This window comes from Paracoccus litorisediminis (genome assembly GCF_009711205.1).
Lineage (GTDB): Bacteria > Pseudomonadota > Alphaproteobacteria > Rhodobacterales > Rhodobacteraceae > Paracoccus > Paracoccus litorisediminis.
On record NZ_WMIG01000014.1, the window covers coordinates 83,506 to 103,172 of the forward strand.

Annotated in this window: 21 protein-coding genes; 4 read left to right on the forward strand and 17 right to left on the reverse strand. The window is 64.7% G+C overall.

Going from position 1 to position 19,667, the window contains the following annotated elements; translation table 11 throughout:
* Nucleotides 1–127: 127 nt before the first annotated feature.
* Nucleotides 128–1,528: a selenium-binding protein SBP56-related protein gene (locus GL300_RS18955; protein ID WP_155041248.1), complete on the forward strand. Its 1,401-nt coding sequence runs from the start codon at nt 128–130 to the stop codon at nt 1,526–1,528.
* 1 nt (nt 1,529) lies between these two features.
* Complete coding sequence (locus tag GL300_RS18960) at nt 1,530–2,174, forward strand: hypothetical protein (RefSeq protein WP_343043115.1); 645 nt, start codon at nt 1,530–1,532, stop codon at nt 2,172–2,174.
* 166 nt (nt 2,175–2,340) lie between these two features.
* Here GL300_RS18960 and GL300_RS18965 read toward each other — a convergent pair whose 3' ends face one another.
* The 16 genes from GL300_RS18965 to GL300_RS19040 form a co-directional block, all read right to left on the reverse strand.
* On the reverse strand, nt 2,341–2,910 hold the full coding sequence (locus GL300_RS18965) for a HupE/UreJ family protein (RefSeq protein ID WP_155041249.1): 570 nt from the start codon (nt 2,908–2,910) through the stop codon (nt 2,341–2,343).
* A 39-nt stretch (nt 2,911–2,949) separates the two neighbouring features.
* Complete coding sequence (locus tag GL300_RS18970) at nt 2,950–3,267, reverse strand: rhodanese-like domain-containing protein (RefSeq protein WP_155041251.1); 318 nt, start codon at nt 3,265–3,267, stop codon at nt 2,950–2,952.
* A gap of 12 nt (nt 3,268–3,279) precedes the next feature.
* The gene (locus GL300_RS18975; RefSeq protein ID WP_155041253.1) at nt 3,280–3,810 is read right to left on the reverse strand and encodes a cupin domain-containing protein; all 531 of its coding nucleotides are present in this window, start codon (nt 3,808–3,810) and stop codon (nt 3,280–3,282) included.
* 42 nt (nt 3,811–3,852) lie between these two features.
* Nucleotides 3,853–4,203: a 4Fe-4S dicluster domain-containing protein gene (locus GL300_RS18980; RefSeq protein ID WP_155041255.1), complete on the reverse strand. Its 351-nt coding sequence runs from the start codon at nt 4,201–4,203 to the stop codon at nt 3,853–3,855.
* Nucleotides 4,200–5,726, reverse strand: a complete 1,527-nt coding sequence (locus GL300_RS18985) for an FAD-dependent oxidoreductase (protein WP_211595207.1) — start codon at nt 5,724–5,726, stop codon at nt 4,200–4,202. The genes GL300_RS18980 and GL300_RS18985 overlap by 4 nt, the downstream gene beginning before the upstream one ends.
* Entirely contained in the window at nt 5,723–6,460 is a 738-nt protein-coding gene (locus GL300_RS18990; protein WP_155041257.1) for an ABC transporter ATP-binding protein, read from the reverse strand. Before GL300_RS18990 ends, GL300_RS18985 begins: the two co-directional genes overlap by 4 nt.
* Complete coding sequence (locus tag GL300_RS18995; protein WP_155041259.1) at nt 6,433–7,317, reverse strand: ABC transporter permease subunit; 885 nt, start codon at nt 7,315–7,317, stop codon at nt 6,433–6,435. Before GL300_RS18995 ends, GL300_RS18990 begins: the two co-directional genes overlap by 28 nt.
* Nucleotides 7,317–8,288, reverse strand: a complete 972-nt coding sequence (locus tag GL300_RS19000) for an ABC transporter substrate-binding protein (RefSeq protein ID WP_155041261.1) — start codon at nt 8,286–8,288, stop codon at nt 7,317–7,319. Before GL300_RS19000 ends, GL300_RS18995 begins: the two co-directional genes overlap by 1 nt.
* A 20-nt stretch (nt 8,289–8,308) precedes the next feature.
* Nucleotides 8,309–9,637 (reverse strand): LLM class flavin-dependent oxidoreductase, encoded by a 1,329-nt coding sequence (locus GL300_RS19005; protein WP_155041262.1) that lies wholly within the window; start codon nt 9,635–9,637, stop codon nt 8,309–8,311.
* 159 nt (nt 9,638–9,796) lie between these two features.
* Nucleotides 9,797–11,329 carry a copper resistance CopC/CopD family protein gene (locus GL300_RS19010; RefSeq protein ID WP_155041263.1) on the reverse strand — a complete coding sequence of 511 codons (1,533 nt, stop codon included), beginning with the start codon at nt 11,327–11,329 and terminating at the stop codon, nt 9,797–9,799.
* Nucleotides 11,326–11,769, reverse strand: a complete 444-nt coding sequence (locus GL300_RS19015; RefSeq protein ID WP_246195251.1) for a YcnI family protein — start codon at nt 11,767–11,769, stop codon at nt 11,326–11,328. The genes GL300_RS19010 and GL300_RS19015 overlap by 4 nt, the downstream gene beginning before the upstream one ends.
* A 4-nt stretch (nt 11,770–11,773) precedes the next feature.
* Nucleotides 11,774–12,565: an ABC transporter ATP-binding protein gene (locus GL300_RS19020; protein ID WP_155041264.1), complete on the reverse strand. Its 792-nt coding sequence runs from the start codon at nt 12,563–12,565 to the stop codon at nt 11,774–11,776.
* Nucleotides 12,559–13,554: an ABC transporter permease gene (locus GL300_RS19025; RefSeq protein WP_155041265.1), complete on the reverse strand. Its 996-nt coding sequence runs from the start codon at nt 13,552–13,554 to the stop codon at nt 12,559–12,561. Before GL300_RS19025 ends, GL300_RS19020 begins: the two co-directional genes overlap by 7 nt.
* A gap of 10 nt (nt 13,555–13,564) precedes the next feature.
* Entirely contained in the window at nt 13,565–14,596 is a 1,032-nt protein-coding gene (locus GL300_RS19030) for an ABC transporter substrate-binding protein (protein ID WP_155041266.1), read from the reverse strand.
* A 12-nt stretch (nt 14,597–14,608) separates the two neighbouring features.
* Nucleotides 14,609–15,715 carry an LLM class flavin-dependent oxidoreductase gene (locus tag GL300_RS19035; RefSeq protein WP_155041267.1) on the reverse strand — a complete coding sequence of 369 codons (1,107 nt, stop codon included), beginning with the start codon at nt 15,713–15,715 and terminating at the stop codon, nt 14,609–14,611.
* An 18-nt stretch (nt 15,716–15,733) separates the two neighbouring features.
* The gene (locus tag GL300_RS19040) at nt 15,734–16,888 is read right to left on the reverse strand and encodes an acyl-CoA dehydrogenase family protein (RefSeq protein ID WP_155041268.1); all 1,155 of its coding nucleotides are present in this window, start codon (nt 16,886–16,888) and stop codon (nt 15,734–15,736) included.
* Nucleotides 16,889–17,129: 241 nt separating this feature from the next.
* On the opposite strand from GL300_RS19040, the gene GL300_RS19045 reads away from it, so the two are divergent.
* Nucleotides 17,130–17,315, forward strand: coding sequence for a hypothetical protein (locus GL300_RS19045; protein WP_155041270.1), 186 nt, complete (start codon nt 17,130–17,132; stop codon nt 17,313–17,315).
* A gap of 156 nt (nt 17,316–17,471) precedes the next feature.
* Here GL300_RS19045 and GL300_RS26420 read toward each other — a convergent pair whose 3' ends face one another.
* A complete protein-coding gene (locus GL300_RS26420; protein WP_155041272.1) occupies nt 17,472–18,092 on the reverse strand; it encodes an Ntn hydrolase family protein in 621 nt (206 codons plus the stop codon).
* A gap of 686 nt (nt 18,093–18,778) precedes the next feature.
* On the opposite strand from GL300_RS26420, the gene GL300_RS19055 reads away from it, so the two are divergent.
* Nucleotides 18,779–19,111: a hypothetical protein gene (locus GL300_RS19055; RefSeq protein ID WP_155041273.1), complete on the forward strand. Its 333-nt coding sequence runs from the start codon at nt 18,779–18,781 to the stop codon at nt 19,109–19,111.
* Nucleotides 19,112–19,667 lie beyond the last annotated feature (556 nt).

Here is a 19,667-nt window from a genome sequence, read left to right on the forward strand (position 1 = left end):
AACGAATCATTGCCCGGATTTCGGGGCGGGTTCAGCCTTGGGGCGGGACTGCGCATTGCGCATGCGCCCGCCGCTGCTTCGATCCTGCACTGCCCGCGTCACGCGGCATCATGAAAGGGGGAAGTGCATGACGATCCGTCCAGATCCCACATTCCACGCGACACCCCGGCTGGCGATGGAGGCCGAGCCGGAAAAGCTGGCCTATACGCTGCTGCTCAGCCCCGATTTCTCGCAGCCCGATGCCTTGGCGGTCGTCGATCTTGACCCGAAATCGGCGACATTCGGGCAGGTTCTCAGCACGCTCGCGATGCCCCATAAGGGCGACGAGTTCCATCATTTCGGTTGGAACGCCTGTTCGTCCTCGCTGTCGCCGCTGACCGATCATGCTTTCCTTGAACGGCGCTACCTGATCATTCCGGGGCTGCGGTCCTCGCGCATCTATGTCGTCGATACCAAGCCCGATCCGCGCCACCCAACGATCCACCGGGTGATCGAACCCGAGGAGGTCTTTCGCAAGACCGGCTATTCGCGCCCCCACACCATCCATTGCGGCCCCGAGGGGATCTATGTCTCGACCCTTGGCGGGGGCGGCCCGGACGGGACCGACGGCCCGCCCGGCATCTTCATCATGGATTGCCAGACCTTCGACGTCATCGGCAGGTGGGAGATCGACCGCGGCCCGCAGGACAAACATTACGATTTCTGGTGGAACCTGCCGCGCGATTACATGGTGTCCAGCGAATGGGCGCTGCCGCCGCAATTCGAAGGCGGCATCGTCCCCGAGCAATTGCTGTCGAACAAATACGGCCATCGACTGCATTTCTGGGACCTGCGGGCGCGCAAGCATGTGCAGGTGATCGACCTTGGCGAAAACCACCAGATGGCGCTCGAGGTGCGGCCCGCTCATGATCCGGTCAAGGAGTACGGCTTTGTCGGCGTGGTGGTGGACACGACCAATCTGGAAGGCTCGATCTGGACATGGTGGCGCGAGGGCGGCCAGTTCCATTGCCGTAAGACCGCGACCATCCCGCCAGAACCCGCCGATGCCGCGGACCTGCCGCCGCTTCTGCAAGGCTTCGGCGCCGTGCCGCCGCTGATCACCGATATCGACCTGTCGCTGGACGACCGCTTTCTTTACGTCTCGTGCTGGGGCACAGGCGAAATGCGGCAGTATGATGTCAGCGACCCGATGCAGCCCAAGCTGGCTGGCTCGGTCCATGTCGGAGGGATCGCGCGCAAGACCCCGCATCCGAACGGCAAGGCTTACGCCGGTGGGCCGCAGATGGTCGAAATCAGCCGCGACGGCAAGCGCGTCTATTGGACGAACTCGCTTTATTCGACATGGGATGACCAATTCTATCCCGGCGGCGTGCCCTCGGCCATGGTCAAGGCCGATGTCGGCGCGACGGGCGGGCTGACCCTTGATCCCACGTTCTGGCCCGAGTTTCCGCAGGGCTACCGCGCGCATCAGATCCGGCTGGAAGGGGGGGATTGCTCGACCGAGTCCTTCTGCTACCCCTCGGTCTGAGGTGGAGGGCTGGGCGCAGGCCGGGCTGTGGCTTTCAGTGCTGCTGAGCGGGGCCTATCACGGCGCAAGCCCCGGCATGGGCTGGCCCTTGGCGGTCTCGGCGGGCTTGATGGGGCGCGGGCGGCGCGACCTGTTGCTGGGCATGGGACAATTGGCGGTCGTGCATCTGGCCTCGATCCTTCTGGTACTGCTGCCCTTTGCGCTGATCCTGTGGCTGGTGGCCTATCAGGACCAGATCCGGACCGGGGCAAGCCTGCTGGTGATCCTTTTCGGCATCTATCGGCTGGTCGAACGCCGCCACCCCCGGCGACTTGCGCGGATCAGGCCGGGGCAACTGGTGCTGTGGTCCTTTGCGATCGCGCTGATCCACGGGGCGGGGCTGATGATCCTGCCGATCTATCTGGGCCTGTGCGGTGCCGAGGCGCATCATGCGGGGGGATCGACGCAGCTTGTCTCGGGGAACATCGGAACGGCCATCGCGGTCGCGGTCTTGCATACGCTGGCGATGGTCACCGTGGGGGGCGGGGTCGCGCTGGCCGTGCATGGCTGGCTGGGACTGGGCTTCGTCTCTCGCAGCTGGTTCAATCTCGAGACATTCTGGGCGATCAGCCTGATCGCAGTCGGCCTTCTGGGGTTGGTTTCGTGACAGGATGCCCGACGTCTGCGCACGCACCCGATTGCCACGTATCATCATCCGCCTGATCAAAGGACCCTTCAAAATCAGGCCGGTGCCTGAAACCATGGTGACGCCCTCGACCTTGCGGCCAAGGGCGTCATTGTTTGCTACCGGGACAGACCCGGCGGCAGGTCTGTCAGCCGACCAGAAAACCCAATCCGCCGACAGCGATCAGACCGCCCAGACCGTGCAATGGCAGCGTCAGCGCGGCCGACCGCGTCATCCGTCCAAGCCCGATGCCGACCAGATGCAGCAGCACGGTCGCCAGAACGAAACCAAGCGCATAGCGGAACGGGTCGGCAGCACCGGGCATTTCGGTGCCATGAGCATGGCCGTGGAAAACGGCAAAGACGGCCACCGCCAAGGTCGCCAGCCACATAGGCGGACGCAGTGCCAGCATCACGGCCACGCCGATCACGATGGCCGAGGCGGCGATACCGGCCTCGACCGCAGGCAGAGCGACGCCGAAAGCCCCCAGCGCGCCACCGGCCAGCATGGCAAGCGGAAAGGTCAGCGGCAGCAGCCAGGTCGCGGGCGAGCCGATGACGGCGGCCCAAAGCCCGACCGCGACCATGGCCAGCACATGGTCGGGCCCAAGCATCGGGTGCAGGAAACCGGTCGTGAAATCGCCCTGCGCGACATGGCCGGGATGGGCAAGCGCCACGCCCGGGAGCAGGATCAGGCAGGCGGTAATTACGCGAAGCATAACAGATCTTTCACTCATGAGATCGGTGGTCTACGGGCGTCAGGCGACGCCGCGCTCCTTCAGCGCAGCAAAGCCGCCGTCAACATCAACGACATTGGTGTAGCCAAGGCCGGTCAGGGTCTCGACCACCGGACCCGAGCCATTGATCGAGCCGCAGAAGACGACGATCCGCGCGTCCTTCGGCACCGAGGCGAAGGCCCCGGAAAAGACATTCGCCACCAGCTGTTTGGGCAGGATCACCGCCGAGGCGATCTCGCCATTCTCGGCCCGTCCCTTGGGGGCGCGCACATCGATCAGCAGGTCGGTCCCGGCCAGATCGGTGGGCAGTTCGTCGGCGGTGATGCGGGTATTGGACATGGAAACTCTCCTTCAGGATTGGGGGGCGGAATGGATCGGGTCGACCCAATAGACGGTTTCGGGAGGCTCGATCGGGTCGACATCGGTGATGTTGACCACCACGGCTTCGTTGTCCGAGCGGACAAGGACGCACTCCAGCACCTGATCGGGATCGGCGTTGATTTCCTGATGTGGCACATAGGGCGGGACATAGATGAAATCGCCGGGTCCGGCCTCGGCCACATATTCCAGACGCTCGCCCCAGCGCAGACGGGCCTTGCCGCGCAGGACATAGATCACGCTTTCCAGCGGCCCGTGATGGTGAACGCCGGTCTTGGCGTCGGGCTGGATGGCCACGGTGCCGGCCCAGATCTTCTGCGCGCCGACGCGAGCATGGTTGATCGCAGCCTGCCGGAACATGCCGGGGGTCTGGGCGGTGTTGGAATCCAGCTGGTCGCCCTTGATGACCCGCACGCCGTCATGCTTCCAGCGCGGAGCGTCGTCATGGGCATGGTCGTGATCGTGGTGATGATGGTGGCCGTCATGGCCGTGGTCGTGGGGCATCTGCCTCTCCTTCCGCGGCCCGATGGACCGCTACTTTCCATTTCATTCCGCCGCCGCACGGGCGCGGGCAAAGACATCCTCCATCCGCCAGTGCTGGTTCGGATAGTGCCCACCCAAGGCCCATTCGTCCCAACCGTGATGGCGGCGCATCTCGCCCATCAGACCGCTGATACGGGTGGTCTGGGCGTCAAAGCCCTCGATCCGCTCGGCATCCGGCCCGACAAAGATCGCGTCCTGCTGACAGTAAAGTTCGCACATGAAGCAGGTCTGGCAATCCCCCGCCCGCGCGATGACCGGGGGCTGGCCGGGCACGGCGTCAAAAACCCCGGTCGGGCAGACCTCAGCGCAAGTCCCACAGGCGTTGCAGGCGTCTGACAGGATGAATTCGATCATGCGGCCTGCCTTTCCGGTTCCGGCGCGGCAATCGGGCGATCAAGCCCATGCACCCGGATGCGCCGCGCCAGTGCGGGATCGGGTTGCGAATGGTCCTCGCGTTGGTGGATGCCGCGGCTTTCGGCGCGGGTGATCGACGCCAGCAGCGACCAGCGGGCCGAGGCCGTCATCGCCGCCAACTCGCGCAGGTCGGAGCCAGCCAGCTCGGACCAGGCCTGATCCAGCACGGCAAGGCTGGCGCGCAGACGCACCCCGTCGCGGAACAGCGCTTTGTCATAGGACAGCATCGCGTCCTGCACCTGCGCAAGGATCGCGGGGGCGTCGATCTGTGGCCCCCCGACCGGATGCAGCCCGGTCCCGCCGATGCCGCGTGCGCCGCTGCGCCGGGTGCTGCGCGCGGCGAAACGTGCAGCACCTGCCCCGGCCCATTGCCCCGAGGACAGCGCCCATGCCGAATTGATGTTCCCCCCGCCCGAGATCGCACCCGCGACCAGTTCGCGGGTCGCCGCATCGCCCGCAACGAACAGGCCGGGCACGCCCGCGCCGCAATCCCTGTCCTCGACCGCGATGCCGCCAATGCCGCGGATCGTGCCCTCGCCATGCAGGGTGACCTCGAATTTCCGGGTGTAGGGGTCGATCCCCCAGCGCCGGAAGGGCAGCAGGAAATTCGGCGAGATGGTAGGGACCTGCGCGCGGATATCGGCGGGGGTGCGGGCCAGATCGGCAAAGACCGGGCCACGCAGCAGCGCCGCCGCCAAGGGCCGGGTGATGTCCGGTCCGCCAATGGGCAGGACCTGCCCGGCCTCATCGTAATAGGTCGCAAAGGCGAAGGACATCGAGCGGGTCAGCGTCGTTCGCGCCGGTGCGATGCAATAGACCGAGGTGAACTCCATCCCCGACAGCTGCGCGCCCGCCTCGGCCGCCATCAGGTAGCCGTCGCCAGTGTTGTTATGCGACCCCAGCAGATGCGAGCGGAACGATGTGCCCCCGGTCGCAAGGACGACCGCGCCGCTTTCCACCTGCCAATCGGTGCCGCCGGGATGGCGAATGCCGCGCGCGCCGCCGATGCTGCCATCGGCATGGCGCAGCAATTCCTGCGCCGGGGCATGGTCGATGATGGTGACGCCGATCTGCTCCAGCCTACGGCGCAGCGCGCGCATGTATTCGGGACCGCGAAGCGCGCGGTAGCGCGGCTGGCCTTGCTCATCGCGGGAAAAATCATAGACATCAGAAAGGGTTGGCAGGATTTCCCACGTGGTTTCGAGGATGCGCTCCATCCAGACCGGGTCGTTCAGCCCGCCCGATTGTGCCAGCCGCTTGGCAATGGCGGCGGGGCGGTCGGCGGGGGCGACCCACCAATGGCCCGGTCCGGCCGTCGCGGTAACGCCCGACGTGCCCAACCAACCCTTTTCGACCAGCACCACCGAGGCCCCGGCCCGACGCGCGCCGATGGCGGCCCATGCGCCCGCCATGCCGCCGCCGATCACCAGCACATCGGTCGTGATGGAGAAGCCCGCCCTCAATGCGCTGCCCCCTGCCGCACGCCCAGCCAGTCCAGCAACTCGCCCCGGATACGGGTAAATTCCGGGTCAGCCACGTCGCGGGGACGCGGCAGGGCAATGCTCTCCTGATGAGCGATGACACCGTCCTTCATCACCAGAACACGATCGGCCAGAAGGATCGCCTCTTCGACATCATGGGTGACCAGCAGCACCGCGCAGCCGTGGCGCTGCCACAACTCGGCCACCAAGGCCTGCGCCTTCAACCGGGTCAAAGCGTCCAAGGCGGCGAAGGGCTCGTCCAGCAGTAGCAGGTCCGGCTCGCGCACCAGCGCGCGGGCCAAGGACGCCCGCTGTGCCTCGCCCCCTGACAACACCTTTGGCCAGACGTCGGCGCGATGACCGATGCCGACCTCGTCCAAAGCGCGTTCGGCGCGGGCGCGATCGGGGCGACCCGGAAGGCCCAGCAGGACATTGCGCCAGACCCGCTTCCACGGCATCAGCCGGGGCGCCTGAAAGGCGATGGCGCGGCGGGTGGGAACGGTGACCTCACCGGAAAATTCCGGGTCCAGATCGCCAAGGATACGCAGCAGCGTGGACTTGCCGCAGCCCGAGGCCCCCAGCAGGGCCACGAACTCACCGGGCTGGATATTCAGGTCAAGGTTGTCGATCACCCGACGTGTGCCAAAGCTGCGGGTCAGGCCATGCACCGCCACGGCGGCGGGCGCGTTCAGGCGCCGGTGAAGCTGGGTCGCCATGACAGGAAGATCCTTTCAAGTGTGCGCACAACCAGATCGACCGCAAGGCCGAGGAAGGCATAGACGACAAGGCAGACGACGATCACGTCGGTCTGAAAGAACTCGCGCGCATTGGCCATAAGGTAGCCGACGCCCGCCGTCGCGTTGATCTGTTCGCCAAAGACCAGCGCCAGCCATGCAATGCCCAGCGAGTAGCGCAGGCCAACCAAGGCATTAGGCAGCGCGCCGGGCAGGATGACATGGCGCACAAGGCCCCAGCGGCTAAGGCCCAGCGTCCTCCCCGCCTCGATCAGCGACTGGTCGACCCCGCGGATGCCGGCATAGACGTTGAGATACAGCGGGAAGGCCGTGGCCAGAGCGATCAGCGCGATCTTGGGTGCCTCGCCGATGCCGAACCAGATGATCAGCAGCGGGATCAGCGCCACGTTCGGCACGGTCCGCAGCATCTGCATGGGCGCGTCCACCATATCCTCACCCAGCCGGGTCAGGCCGGACAGCACCGCCAGCAGCACGCCGATGCTGCCGCCGATGGCAAGGCCAGTCATCGCGCGGCTCATCGAGACGACGATGGCCGCCTGCAATTCACCGCTTTCGATCAGCTTGGCGGCACTGGACAGGACCGTTCCCGGCCCGGCCAGAACCTCGGCGGGCAGGATACCGGTGCTTGAGGCCAGATGCCACAGCGCCACCAGCACCACCGGCCCCGTCGTGCGTCGCAGCCAGCGCGGCACCCGTGCCCCCCGCGCCGTCGCGGGGGTCAGGCGGACCAGATCGGCGCGGGCCGGACCCGAGGAACCGGCGGCGCTTTCGGCCTCGCGCGGGGGGGCGTAGCCGCGGGCGATCTCGGTGATGCTCATCAGTTCAGCGCCAGTTTCGGCAGATCGCGATAGACGTAATCGCCAAGGTTCAGCGAACCGGTCAGCACGCCCGCTTCGACCCAAGTGTCAAAGACATTCTGCAGCCCGGCAACGAACTCATCATCGATGGCGCGGGGCTGATAGGCAGTCTGTTCAGGGAAAAGCGGCTCGACCGTGGCGCGGTCCTGCTTGGTAAAGCCTTCATAGAAGGTCAGGAAGTCTTCCTTGTTGTCGCGCGCCCAGGCGTAGCTTTTGTCGATCCGCGACAGGTAATCCTGAATTGCCTTCAGCTTGGCGGGATCGGCCAAGGTCGGCTCGGTCACGGCATAGACGATATTGCCGGTATTGACGCCCTGCCCGTTGAAGATCTCACGCGCGCCAAGGACGCCGATGCTGCGGGCCTTGTAGATGCCCCAGATCGCCCAGGCATCGACGCCCTTGGACTGGAACGCGGCCGAGGCATCGGCCGGGGTCAGGAAGGCCAGTTTCACGTCCTTCTGGTCGATCCCTGCCTGTTTCAGGCTGCCCAAAGTCAGGTAATGCGCGACGCTGCCCCGTGTGGTCGGCGAGATGGTCTTGCCTTTCAGGTCGGCCAAAGTCTGGATCGGGCTGTCCTTCGGAACGATGATCGAGGTGCCAAGCCCGCCATTGTTGAAGGCCGCCGCGATCTTGATTTTCGACCCGCCCGCAATGGCGCTGACGGCGGGGCTGTCGGCGGACATGCCGATATCGACCGCGCCAGCCTTCAGCGCCTCATGCAGGTTGACGGCCGCCGGATAGACGGACCATTCGATCTTGTAGGGCAGGTCGTTCAGAAGGCCCGCGGCCTCAAGCCGGGCGCGCTGTTCGCCGACCTGATCGCCGACGCGCAGGGTGACGGTGGACAGATCCTGCGCAAAACCCGGCAGGGCCAGCGACAGGGTGGCGGCGGCGGCAAGGCCCGCAAGGGCGCGGCGTGTGATCGTGCTCATGGGAGGCTCCTATTTCGGGGTCATTCAGCCGCGATGCGGCGAATGCTGTGACGGTTGGCGGGCTTGGGCAGCCCGAGTTGTTCGCGGAAAGTCGTGCCCTGATATTCGCGGCGGTAAATCCCGCGATCCTGCAGGATCGGGACGACCGTTTCGGCAAAGACCGACAGTTCATCGGGCAGCGAGTTGTTGTAGACAAACCCGTCGGCGGCAGGCTCAAGGAACCAGCGCTGGAAGGCATCCGCGACCTGTTCGGGGGTGCCGACGAAATCGGTGCGCGGAGTGGCGAAGCGCTGCGCGGTCTGGCGCAGGGTCAGGTTTTCATCGCGGGCCAGCCGGATCACCCGCTCCGAGGTCGAACGGTTCGAGTTTTCCGCAAACCGCGCCACATCCGGGAAGGGCGCATCAAGGTCATATTGCGAGAAGTCGTGCTCATTGAACGACCGCGCCATGATCAGCAGCGCATCCTCGATCGAGGTCAGGGCGATGAATTCCTGATATTTGCGCTCGGCCTCGGCCTCGGTCGAGCCGATGACCGGGCGCAGGCCGGGCAGCACGAACAGCTCATCCGGGTCGCGCCCGAAGCCCGCCGCGCGGCGCTTGACGTCGGCATAATAAGCCTTGGCCGATTGCAGGTCGTCATTCTGGACAAAGATCGCGTCCGAGCGCGCGGCGGCGAAGTTCTTGCCATCCTCGGAGGCCCCGGCCTGAAAGATCACCGGCTGGCCCTGCGGCGAACGGGACAGGTTCAGCGGCCCCTCGACCTGGAAGAACTGGCCGTGATGGTCCAATCGGTGCAGCTTGGCCGGGTCGAAGAACTGCCCGCCCGCCTTGTCATGGGTCAGGGCGTCGTCTTCCCATGAATCCCACAAGCCCTGCACGACATCCAGATGCTCAGCCGCCAGACGGTAGCGGGTGGCGTGGTCGTAATGCTTCTCGCGCGAGTAGTTGCGGGCGGAGCCCTCAAGCCAGCTAGTCACCACATTCCAACCCGCGCGCCCGCCCGAGATATGGTCGAGCGAGCCGAACTGACGCGCGACATTGAAGGGCTCGGCATAGCTGACGGTCAGGGTGCCGACCAACCCGATATGCTCGGTCACCGCCGCAAGCGCCGACAGAATGGTCAGCGGCTCGAACCGGTTCAGGTAATGCGGACTGGATTTCGGGGTGATATGGACGCTGTCCGCAACGAACAGGAAATCGAACTTCGCCGCCTCGGCCAATTGCGCCTGACGCTTGTAATAGGCGAAATCGGTCGAGGCGCCGGCAGTGGCGCGCGGATGACGCCAATCGCCCCAGCCGGTGCCGTTGCCATGCATCATGAAGCCAAGTTTCAGCTGACGCGCACTCATCTGGCATTCCTTTCCCTGGCAAATCACGATGATTCTTGCCGTGTTTACTTGCCGCCAGATAACCCCGTGTTCGCGTCCCGATGAATTCCAAACTTGCCCCCGATGAGAGAAGGAATCTGCTGCCCGACCACGCCCCTGCGGATCAGGATTCCCGCGCCGTCAGCGGGCGGGCGCGATCTCGATCAGATCGCGCAGTTCTTCGACGCGGAAATCGCTGGCCAGAACCTTCAGCCGCAGCACCCAGTAGCCGTCCAGCGGCAGCAGGAACCGGCCCGCATCAACGCTGCCCGCCGCCGCGGTGATCTGGTGGCGGAATGGGCCCAACCCATAGGCGGGCTTGGAAAGCTCGATCTCGACCGGCATGTTGTTGACCGGCTGACCGTCCAGACGCAGATCGGACAGGCGCAGCGTGACCGTGCCGACGCGCGGGGGCGACACTTCCAGCCGCGCCGAAAGTGCTCCTTCGTTCAGTTGCATGACTGTGCTGGGCGGGCCTTGCGGCAGGCTGCGAGGCGGCGGCGTGAACTGCCACAGGGCGATGGTGCCGATGACGAGCAGCGCCAGAACCACCTCAACCCCGATGGCGACGCGCAAGGGGCGCGGATTGCCGCTTTCGGCACGCGGGGTCAGCCAATGCCGGTTCAGGGCCGCGAGTAACAGCAGCAGCGCGACCAGCGCCAGCTTGACCAACAGCACCCGCCCGTAAGCCGTGGACCACAGTGCTGCCGGATGGCCCAGTTGCACCAGCGCAATCGCAACGCCCGAGGCCAGCAGCAGCGCCAGAACCCAAGGGATCACTACCGAGAACCGCCGCAGCGCGCCCTGCCCCCCTTGCGCCAGATCGGCCAGAAGCGGCACCAGAGCACCGATCCAGAAAGCCGCCGCAATCACATGCAGGGCGACCGCAGGCCGCATCAGCAATTGCGGCGCAGCGGTCGCCGCATGGCCCGACGTCGCCGCAGCAAGTCCGGCCATGATCAGAGCAAGCGCGGCCGCCACGCGTCCCGGCAGCAGCGCCAGCGCCAGCCCCGTCCCGGCAAGCACAAAGGCCAGACCGGGCGGACCTGTCGCCGCCTCGCGCCAGGGCGCGGTGCCCAGCAGGCCCGAGGGCGGCAAGGCCAGCAATTCCAGCCCGTGAAACCCGGCCAGAGCGGGCAACAGGCACAGCCCCGCCCCCGCCGCAAGGCGCGGAAACACCGCGCGTCGCCCGGTCAGGAAGGCCGCATGGACGGCACCTCCGATCCCGAAAAGCAGCGCCGCGATGAGTATGGCCCGCAACGCCCAGACACCCGCACGGGTGAGCATCGGCGCGTCGGACTGGACCGTGATCGCGTCGCTTGGCGCGCCTACCGAAAACAGCAAGGCCCCGGCCACCGGGTGACCGTCCGCCGAGGTCACGCGCCATGACACCAGATGGCTGCCCTGCGCCAGATCCGGCGGCAGCGCATAGGTCAGGCGCATCTCTGCCGGATCGGGCGGCGGCAGCAGCCGGGTCTTGCCATCTGCCGTTGTCAGGCGCGCGACCAGCGGGCGCACCGGCTCGCTGAAGGTCAGCGAGATCGTGGGTGGGGATGCCTCCAGAACCGTGGCATCGGCGGGGTCCGAGGCGATCAGGCTGGCATGGGAAAGCGCCACCCCTGCGGACAGGAGCAGCGCGATCAGAGCCCCCGCGATACGGGCGGCAAGGCTCATTGCGCGGGCAGTACCTGCAGGACCGGGGCCGGGCTTTCGGATTGCGCACCGGGCTCGATCCAGCGCACCTGCTTGTCGCCGCAGACCTGCACCACCGGCAGTGCGATGGACTCGGGCGCATCGGCGGCGATGGTTCCGCGCAGGATGAACTGCGCCTTGTCGTGATCGGGCAGCGGCCCGCCCTGCCAGCCAACCTCGCCATTGCCGATGACCGGCTGCCAGCCCGGCTGGGCCAGAGGCTCGGCGCTGAGGCCCGCCGGTATCGCGACCCGCAGCGCCGTGGTCGCGGCCCCGGCGCAACCATGGCCGACGATCAGCGCCAGTTCGACGGGTTCGCCACGCCGGGCCTGTTCGGGAGCGATGTGGATATGCGCCAGTGCAGGCAGGGGCAGCAGCGATGCCAGAATGGCCGCCGTCAGTCGTGTCGTTTTCATTGTCATGTTGTTACCAGCTTGAATCCAGACCCAGATGGCCAAGCGCCTGATGGCGCAGTTCAGCCAGACGCGGGTCGCCGCGATGGCGTGGATAGGGCAGATCGACCTGCAGATCGGCGACGATCCGCGCCGGACGCGGGCCAAAGACGATGACGCGCTGCGCCAGATACAGCGCCTCTTCGACATCGTGGGTGACCAGCACGGCGGTCAGGCCGCTTTGCTGCCACAGCCGCACCAGTTCGGTCTGCATCGTCATCCGGGTCAGGCTGTCCAGCTTGCCCAAAGGCTCATCCAGCAGCAGGACGTTCGGACGGTTGACCAGCGCGCGGGCCAGTGCCACGCGCTGCGCCATGCCACCCGAAAGCTGATGCGGATAGGCCTTGTCAAAGCCAGTTAGCCCGACCAGTCGGATCGCCTCGTCGACGCGATGGCCCTCGGATTTCAGCGTGCCCTGCGCCTCAAGACCCAGCGCGACATTGGCCCGGACATTGCGCCAGGGAAACAGCGTCGGGTCCTGAAACACCAGAATGCGCGAGGGATCGGGATCGGCGACCTTTTCCCCTGCGACCTGGATCTGACCCTGTGCCGGGTGATCCAGCCCCGCGATCAGGCGCAGCAGCGTGGACTTGCCGCAGCCCGAAGGCCCAAGCAGTGCAACGAAGGAACCGGGTTCGATATCGAAGGTAATATCGTCCAGCACCGGCAGCGGCGCGCCTTCCAGATCGAAGTGATGCGAGACCGTCTGGATGTTGATCTCGGTGCCCGCCGCTTGCGGGACGGTCTTCAGTGCCGAAGCTACCAACGGACGACTCCTTTTTGCCAGACCAGCACCCGGTCGCGGATGCGGAACAGAAGCGTGATCAGGCCCGAGCACATCGCCGCCATCACGAACAGCGCGGCATACATGTTGGCGTAAGCGGCCCAACCCTGTGCCCATTGCAGATACCAGCCAAGACCGGCCTCGACGCCCAGCATCTCGGCCACGACCAGCACGGCGAAGGACGTGGACAGCCCCATGAACAGCCCGACAAAGACATGCGGCAGGGCAGCCGGGATCGCCACGCGGGTGATCAGGAACAAGGGCGAGGCGCCCAGCGTCCGCGCGATCTCATAATAATCGCGGTTGACCGAGGCGATGCCCGACCATGTCAGGACTGCAACCGGGAAGGCCGTGGAAAACGCGATCAGGAAAACGCTGGCCGAACCCGAGGTCGGAAAGATGAAGAAGGCCAGCGGCAGCCATGCCGTAGCGGGCAACGGGCCGATGTAGCGCAAAAGCGGCGTGGCCCAGTAGCTGACCGCCCGCGACCAGCCCATGCCGACGCCGATCGCAAAGCCCGCCAGCGCCCCAAAGAAGAACCCCTTGGCCAGCAACCAGACCGAGAAGGACGCGCTGTGCAGGATCTTGGGCCAGTCATAGATAAAGACCTCAAGCAAGGCCTGCGGCGTCGGAAAGAAGGGCTGCGGCAGCAGCCCGGTCTTGGCGGTCAGCACGGTCCAGACGGCCATGCCGATGCCGATGGCCAAAAGCCACGGCGCCCGCAAGGCCGTCCAGCGCCCGACACGGCCCAGACGCGACCCGGCAAGGCCAAGCGCGACCAGCGCCACGCCGACTGCCCCCCAGATCAGCGCCAGTTCGCGGACCAGCGGCTGAAAGGTCAGGTCCTGCCACAGCAGCAGGATCGCCGCTGCGGCAAACCAGCTGAGTGCGGCCAGCAGGGTGACCCGCTGAACCGGAGCACGCGCCGGTGGTTCGGCCCGTATTTCGGCCTCGATGTCGATGGAAGCCATCTTGTCCCCCTTACGCGGTCAGCACGTCGGCATAGACCCGTTCCGCGAACTCCTGCGGATCGGTCGAGCGGCGGAAGATGTTGATGGCGCGCAGCTCCTCGGCATATTGCGCGATTTCGGACTTGAGATCGGCACCGGTCGGGGTGTGATCATGGGTCTGGTCCTTGAGCACCGCGATCAGATCCTCGACGGTCCGGTTCTTGGGGGCCTGCGGCAGGAACGCCTTGGCCGCGTCCTCGGGTTTGGCCACCGTCCAGTCCTGCGCCTCCAGCAGCGCGCGGGTCAGGGCGCGGGCGGTATCGGGGTCGTCGCGCAGCAGGCTACCCGACAGACCGGCGATGCAGCAGACCCGGTTCTCGAAACCGTGGTCAAGGTTCGAGGCCACCTGCACATATTTGCCGGGCGTGTCGTTCAGCCAGAAATAGGCACGCGGATCGCCGTCGGCGATAGCATCAATCTCGCCTCGCTGTGCGGCAAGCTCCAGCACATCGGTCGAGAAGGCCCGCCATTTCACGTCGGTTTCCGGGTTGATGCCCGCCTGATGCAGCAGGATCGAGAAGAAGTTTTTGCCGGGCGCGGCAAGATCGGTGACGCCGATGGTCTTGCCCTTCAGGTCGGCCAGATCCTTGATCCCGGTCGATTGCAGCGCCACCAGACGCGAACAGCCGCCATGCGTGCCCGCGGTGATCTTGACGTCAAAGCCCTGCTCCAAGGCCTTCAGCCAGCGCAGCGCCATGCCGATGCCGCCATCCGCCTTGCCGGTGGCGATCGCCTCCAGCAGCGCCTCGGTCGATGCGCCGAAGTTCACGATCTCGACCTGCAAGCCGTGCTTTTCAAAGATGCCATGCTCTTGCGCGACAAAAACCGGGGCAAGACAGATCGCCGAGGCGTTCGAGGCGAACTTGATCGGCTTCAGCCCCGCCGCCCCCTGTGCGCGGGCCAATGAGCCGACGCCAAGGCCAAGGAAGGGGGCGGCCAAAGCCGCGCCAAGGCCCGAACGCAGCAGCGTCCGGCGCGACGTGGTCACAACATTCTGGGTCATGATGAAGGTTCCTTATTCTGCAGCGTGGCTGTGAAGGGTTTCATTGGCCACCAGCGCGCGCACGCGCGGGATCAGTTCGCGCCCGTATTGCAGCGCGTCCGGCAACGGGTCGAAACCACGGATCAGGAAGGTCGAGATGCCCAGCCGGTAATAGTCCAGCATCGCCTCGGCCACCTGATCGGGCGTGCCCACCAGCGAGGTCGAATTGCCATTCGCCCCGGTCAGCGCGGCGATCTCGGTCCAGAGCCGCTTGTCCAGCCGCCCGCCCTTGGCCGCCGCCGCCAGCAACCGGCGCGAGCCCTCGTTCTGGGGCTGGGCCGGATTGAGCGTATTGACCAGTTGCTGCCCGCCGCCCGCCGCGCGCAGGGCCTTGGCGCTTTCAAGGATGCGGGCGGCCTTGGCCCAGGCGGCATCCTCGGTCTCGGCCAGGATCGGGCGCAGCGACAGCGAGAAGCGCGGATTGCGGCCATGTTTCGCGGCAGCGGCGCGCACGGCGGCGATGGTCTCGGCAACCTGATCGTAGGTCTCGCCCCATAGGGCATAGACATCGGCATGCTGGCCCGCGACCTCGATCGCGGCGGGCGATGAGCCGCCGAAATAGATCGGGACGCCCTCGGGTCCCTGGGGTTTCACATCCGAGAACCCGCCCCTGACGCGATAGTATTCGCCAGCGTAGTCGAAGGGTTCGGCGCTGGACCATTCCTGACGGATGATGTCCAGATATTCGCGGCTGCGGGCGTAACGCTCATCCTTGGTCAGCCAGTCACCGTCCTGCTGCAATTCGCTGTCATTGCCACCGGTGATGATATGCACGGCGACACGCCCATCGGTCAGGTGATCCAGCGTGGCCAGCTGCCGTGCCGCCAATGTCGGCGCGGTGAAGCCGGGCCGATGCGCCAGCATCAGCTTGAGCCGGGTGGTGCGGCTGGCGACATATTGCCCGACGAACAGGCTGTCGGGCGTCGCCGAGTGAAAGGCCAGCAGCACCCGATCAAACCCACCTTCCTCGTGGATCGCGGCCGAGGCGCGGATAAATTCACGGTCGATGATCGGACCGTGGCGGGCCACCGTTTCCGAGGCATTGTGATTTCCGATGAAGCCGATGAATTCGACGGACATGGGGTGGTTCTCCTTGTGTCAAAGTCCCAGAGCGGCGCGTCCGGCGGTGACCAGAACGCTGTCTTCTTGCGGGCTGTGGATGCGGCCGCACAGAACGTCGCGGTAATGGCGTTCCAGCGGATTGCGGCGGCTGATGCCGTGATTGCCGGCCAGCTTCAGCGCGCCCTCGACGGCGGCGATGGCGTTTTCGGTGGCGACATGCTTGATGATCCCGGTTTCGCGGGCGGTAGGTGGCTCTCCGGCATCGGCTTCCCCCGAGGCCGACAGGATCAACCGCAGGTTCACAGCGATCCGTTCCTCGATCGCACCAACGGCTTCCTGCATTCGCGGCAATTCGGCCAGCGGCTTGCCCAGATTGGCCGGAACGCGGGATTTCAGGAAGCCCACGATCCAGTCGCGCCCGGCCTCGGCCACGCCGGTATAAAGTGCCGCGATCAGCAGGCTGGCCCAAGCGGCGGCCTCGTCGCCGCGGATGGCCCATTCCGAGGGCCGCCGGATATCCGCAGCATGGTCGGCGGGCAGGAAGACATCCTCGAATTGCACGTCATGGCTTGACGATGCCCGCAGGCCCAGCGTGTCCCAACTGGGCTGGATATGCACCCCAAGCGCGTCCATCGGCACCAGGAACTGCCCCACGCGCGGCTCTTCTTCGTCGGTGCGTGCCCAGACGACACCCCAGCGCAGGCCCTCGCTGCCGGTCGAATAAATCTTGCGTCCCGACAGCAGCCAGCCGTCCTCGGTCCGACGGGCGATCGTGGCCGGCAGGCCGCCGCGCATCGGCGTGCCCAGTTCGGGCTCAACGCGCAGCGCGTTGATCAGCGCGCCTTCGCAGGCAGCGCCACGCACGACCCGCGTTGCGAGCTCCAAGGGCCAGCGGCTACGATGCAGCGTCGCCAGATGGGCATATTGCATGACCAAGATCAGCGCGACGGCCGGATCGCCGCGGCCGATTTCGCGGATGACCTGCGCGGCCAGCACCAGACCACCGCCCTGCCCGCCCAATTCCTTGGGCGCGGTCAGAGCCAGCAAACCAGCCTCCCGCAGAGCAGCGACGTGGCGGCCCGGAAACCGCGCGGCCTTATCGTCCTCGGCAGCGGTGGTCGCGAATTCGTCGCCCAGCCTGCGCGCGATTTCCACCTCGGCGGGCTGGGATGTGACTGAGCTGATGAGCATGAGCTGGCCCTTGGGTGGCGTCAGGAAACACGATTACTGTAGTCGTGTTTCCTGACAGACTCTATTCCAAAGGCGGGCGACGAAAGGGAAGCATTTGCTATCTGCGCTGCCTATCGAAAGCTGGATCACTTGAAGCAGGAGCTTTCGGCTACTCTTCCTTGGCTGGGAAAGGGGCGGAAACGCAGGAAAGCATCGAAGTTCACGCAGGCGCAGAAGGCGGTCCTTTTGATGCAAGGCGAGGATGGATCAGCCGTCAGGCAGCAATCAGCTAGGCGGCCTACTTCAACTGAAAAAGTACGGCGGCTTGTTGCCTGACGAGATGTGGCGACCGAAGCTGCTCGAGGATGAGAATGTGCGGCTCAAGAAAATCGTCGCGGCTATCACCCCTCGCGAGATTGTGCAGGACGTTACTCGGCGAAAGCTCTGAAGCCGGAACGGACGCGTGAACAGGTTCGCGGGATGTGTGCTGACTGGCAGTCTCGATCCCTAGGACATGTGGAAGCTGGCAGGTTGACAGTTCAAGCTACCACGACGAATCCCGCCACACCGATCCGCCTGCGCTGAAAGCGCGGATCAAGGAAACCTACGAAACACGTGCGCGGTTCATGTTGTTATCGACTGGCTGGATGTCGATGGGCATGCAGCCCAGGCTCAAGACGCCGTAGCGGAGAGTGAAGGCGAAGTTGCGCGAAGATCGTACCGAGGCCATCGCTCCGCATGAAGTTTGGGTAATGGAATGAGGGGGACCAGAAAACAGTCCGGGGGACTGGTGTCCCGCCGAATAGGCGTGGCCAACTGGTCTTGAGCCAAAAGCTACGGATGCTGACCGTCGTTGATACCCATCCTCCGTTATGTCCCGTTTTGGCGGCGCGCTGTTCGGCTGATCCGGCGTGGAGATACTGTAAGGCGCCGAAGCATTGCGGATCACCCCCGAAGACGCTGGCAAGACTCTCAACCGAGTCTTCGGTCTTGGGGATGGGTTGACGTAAAAAAACGCCCTGCCAAAACCGTCCGAGGCACGGTCGTTCTGGGCAGCATGACCCTCCCTCGATCTGTGCCAATAGGTTTCAAGCGCAGACTGCTCTTCGAAGATCGGGGGATAGGTCATCACCTTATATTCTTGGCTATGATGGATCACCCGCTTGCCGTCGATATTCTCGATGATCGTGCTGTCGCCAGCCTTGCCCGAGATCGGCAGATGCAATGTCGCCGGTCAATCCTTACCCGCCATACCGCCCGCAAAAAGCGTGAAGGGCTCGGCCTCCAGCGCGATGACGCCGCCTCGGCGACAGCGGCGAAATTGTTCAGCAGACTTGCGCCCAAACGGCCAGGCTCCACCCGCTCTGGCCGCCGCCGAGTTCCTGATACTTGGATTCAAGCTGCAAAGGATGTCCGCAACCAGCCCAATCTTATTCATCCCATCCGTAGTCGAGATGTCTAGGCCGAGAGGATCACACTGCCATATTTAGAGGTCCATTCGACCGAATTAGGCCCCGTCTCGCCTTTGCGCTGCATGCCTCATGGGAAGACCCAGAGATTGGTCCCGGTATCAACCTTCCAGTCCAATAATCGAGCCGTGATGATCTGATCATGCGCGCGATGATAGACCAGCCGGGTGCACGCCTCGGCCATGCCTGACAAGGTGGTTCCGGCGATAAGCGCCGCGACGATTGGGATATGAAAGGGCGATTTCCGCTTATGCTCATGGCAGCTTTATCGAGGAGTTTTACAAAAGCCCCGCCTTGGGAAAGAGTTTCCGTTGGCGCCAATATCGATAAGACGGACCGGAGAATTGTCCACAGTATGGTCGTGGTGCTGAGCTTCACTCTGACAGGCTTCCTGAATGTCTGGGGCAAAAAGGGAAATGGGTCTGATCGGCGGACATGATGCTTGTCGGTGACCGACAGCAGAACTGTTGGGCCGCTTCCCGCCCAGAACGGTTTATCGTCGGGCCTCGGCATCGACGAAGAGGTCGATACCAAGCAATTCAACCTGACCCTGCAGGAAGGCTATCGATTCTACGACTCCGATAGCATCATGCTGGATGCACTGGCAGGAGCGCGGTATTGGCCCATCTCGAACTGCCTGACGGTTTCGGCATTGGGCCAGTCTCGTCGGTTCAAGGAAAACTTCTCGTGGTTGGACCCTCTTGTCGGGGCGCGGATGTTTGCAACTACCAACGAGGCATGGTGCGTACAGGCCAAGAAGATATTGGCGGTTTGAGCATAGGTGCGGACAAAACCTTTCGCTACTGGCGATGGTAAATCGTCTCCGAGAATGCCTCACTATCGGTTGGTTACAAGGTAATTGTCTTCAATTACAGGGATGATGGGCATGGCTATGATATGCAGTTGCGCGGCCCGGTCATCGGCGCGATCTAGCGGTTTTAAGCCATCAATGCCGCATCGCAAATCTCTCTTGCCCCAGCAAAACATCTGCATGCCTGCGCGTTAATTGCCATGAGAGATCCCACGGGGACGAATCCGCCTCGCGTAAGCCAACTTGTGTGCAGGTAGTCACGTCGAACGACAGACCTATTTCCACGCGCAACGCAGGTTGAACCGTCCTCGAATGCACTGCGGACATGATCGAGGCAGCCTGTCGGCTGTCCGTCCTCGATAGCGCGTCGGGCCAAGAAATCTGAGTTCCTCGGGGTCGCGGTCAAACTGGCCGCCATTACGGCGCTTATTGTCGATGGATGCGTCTGTTGCGGCCGGTCCAGCTTTGATTGTGACGCCGCATGACCCAGGGACCGATCTGCACATTGAGGAAATCGCTG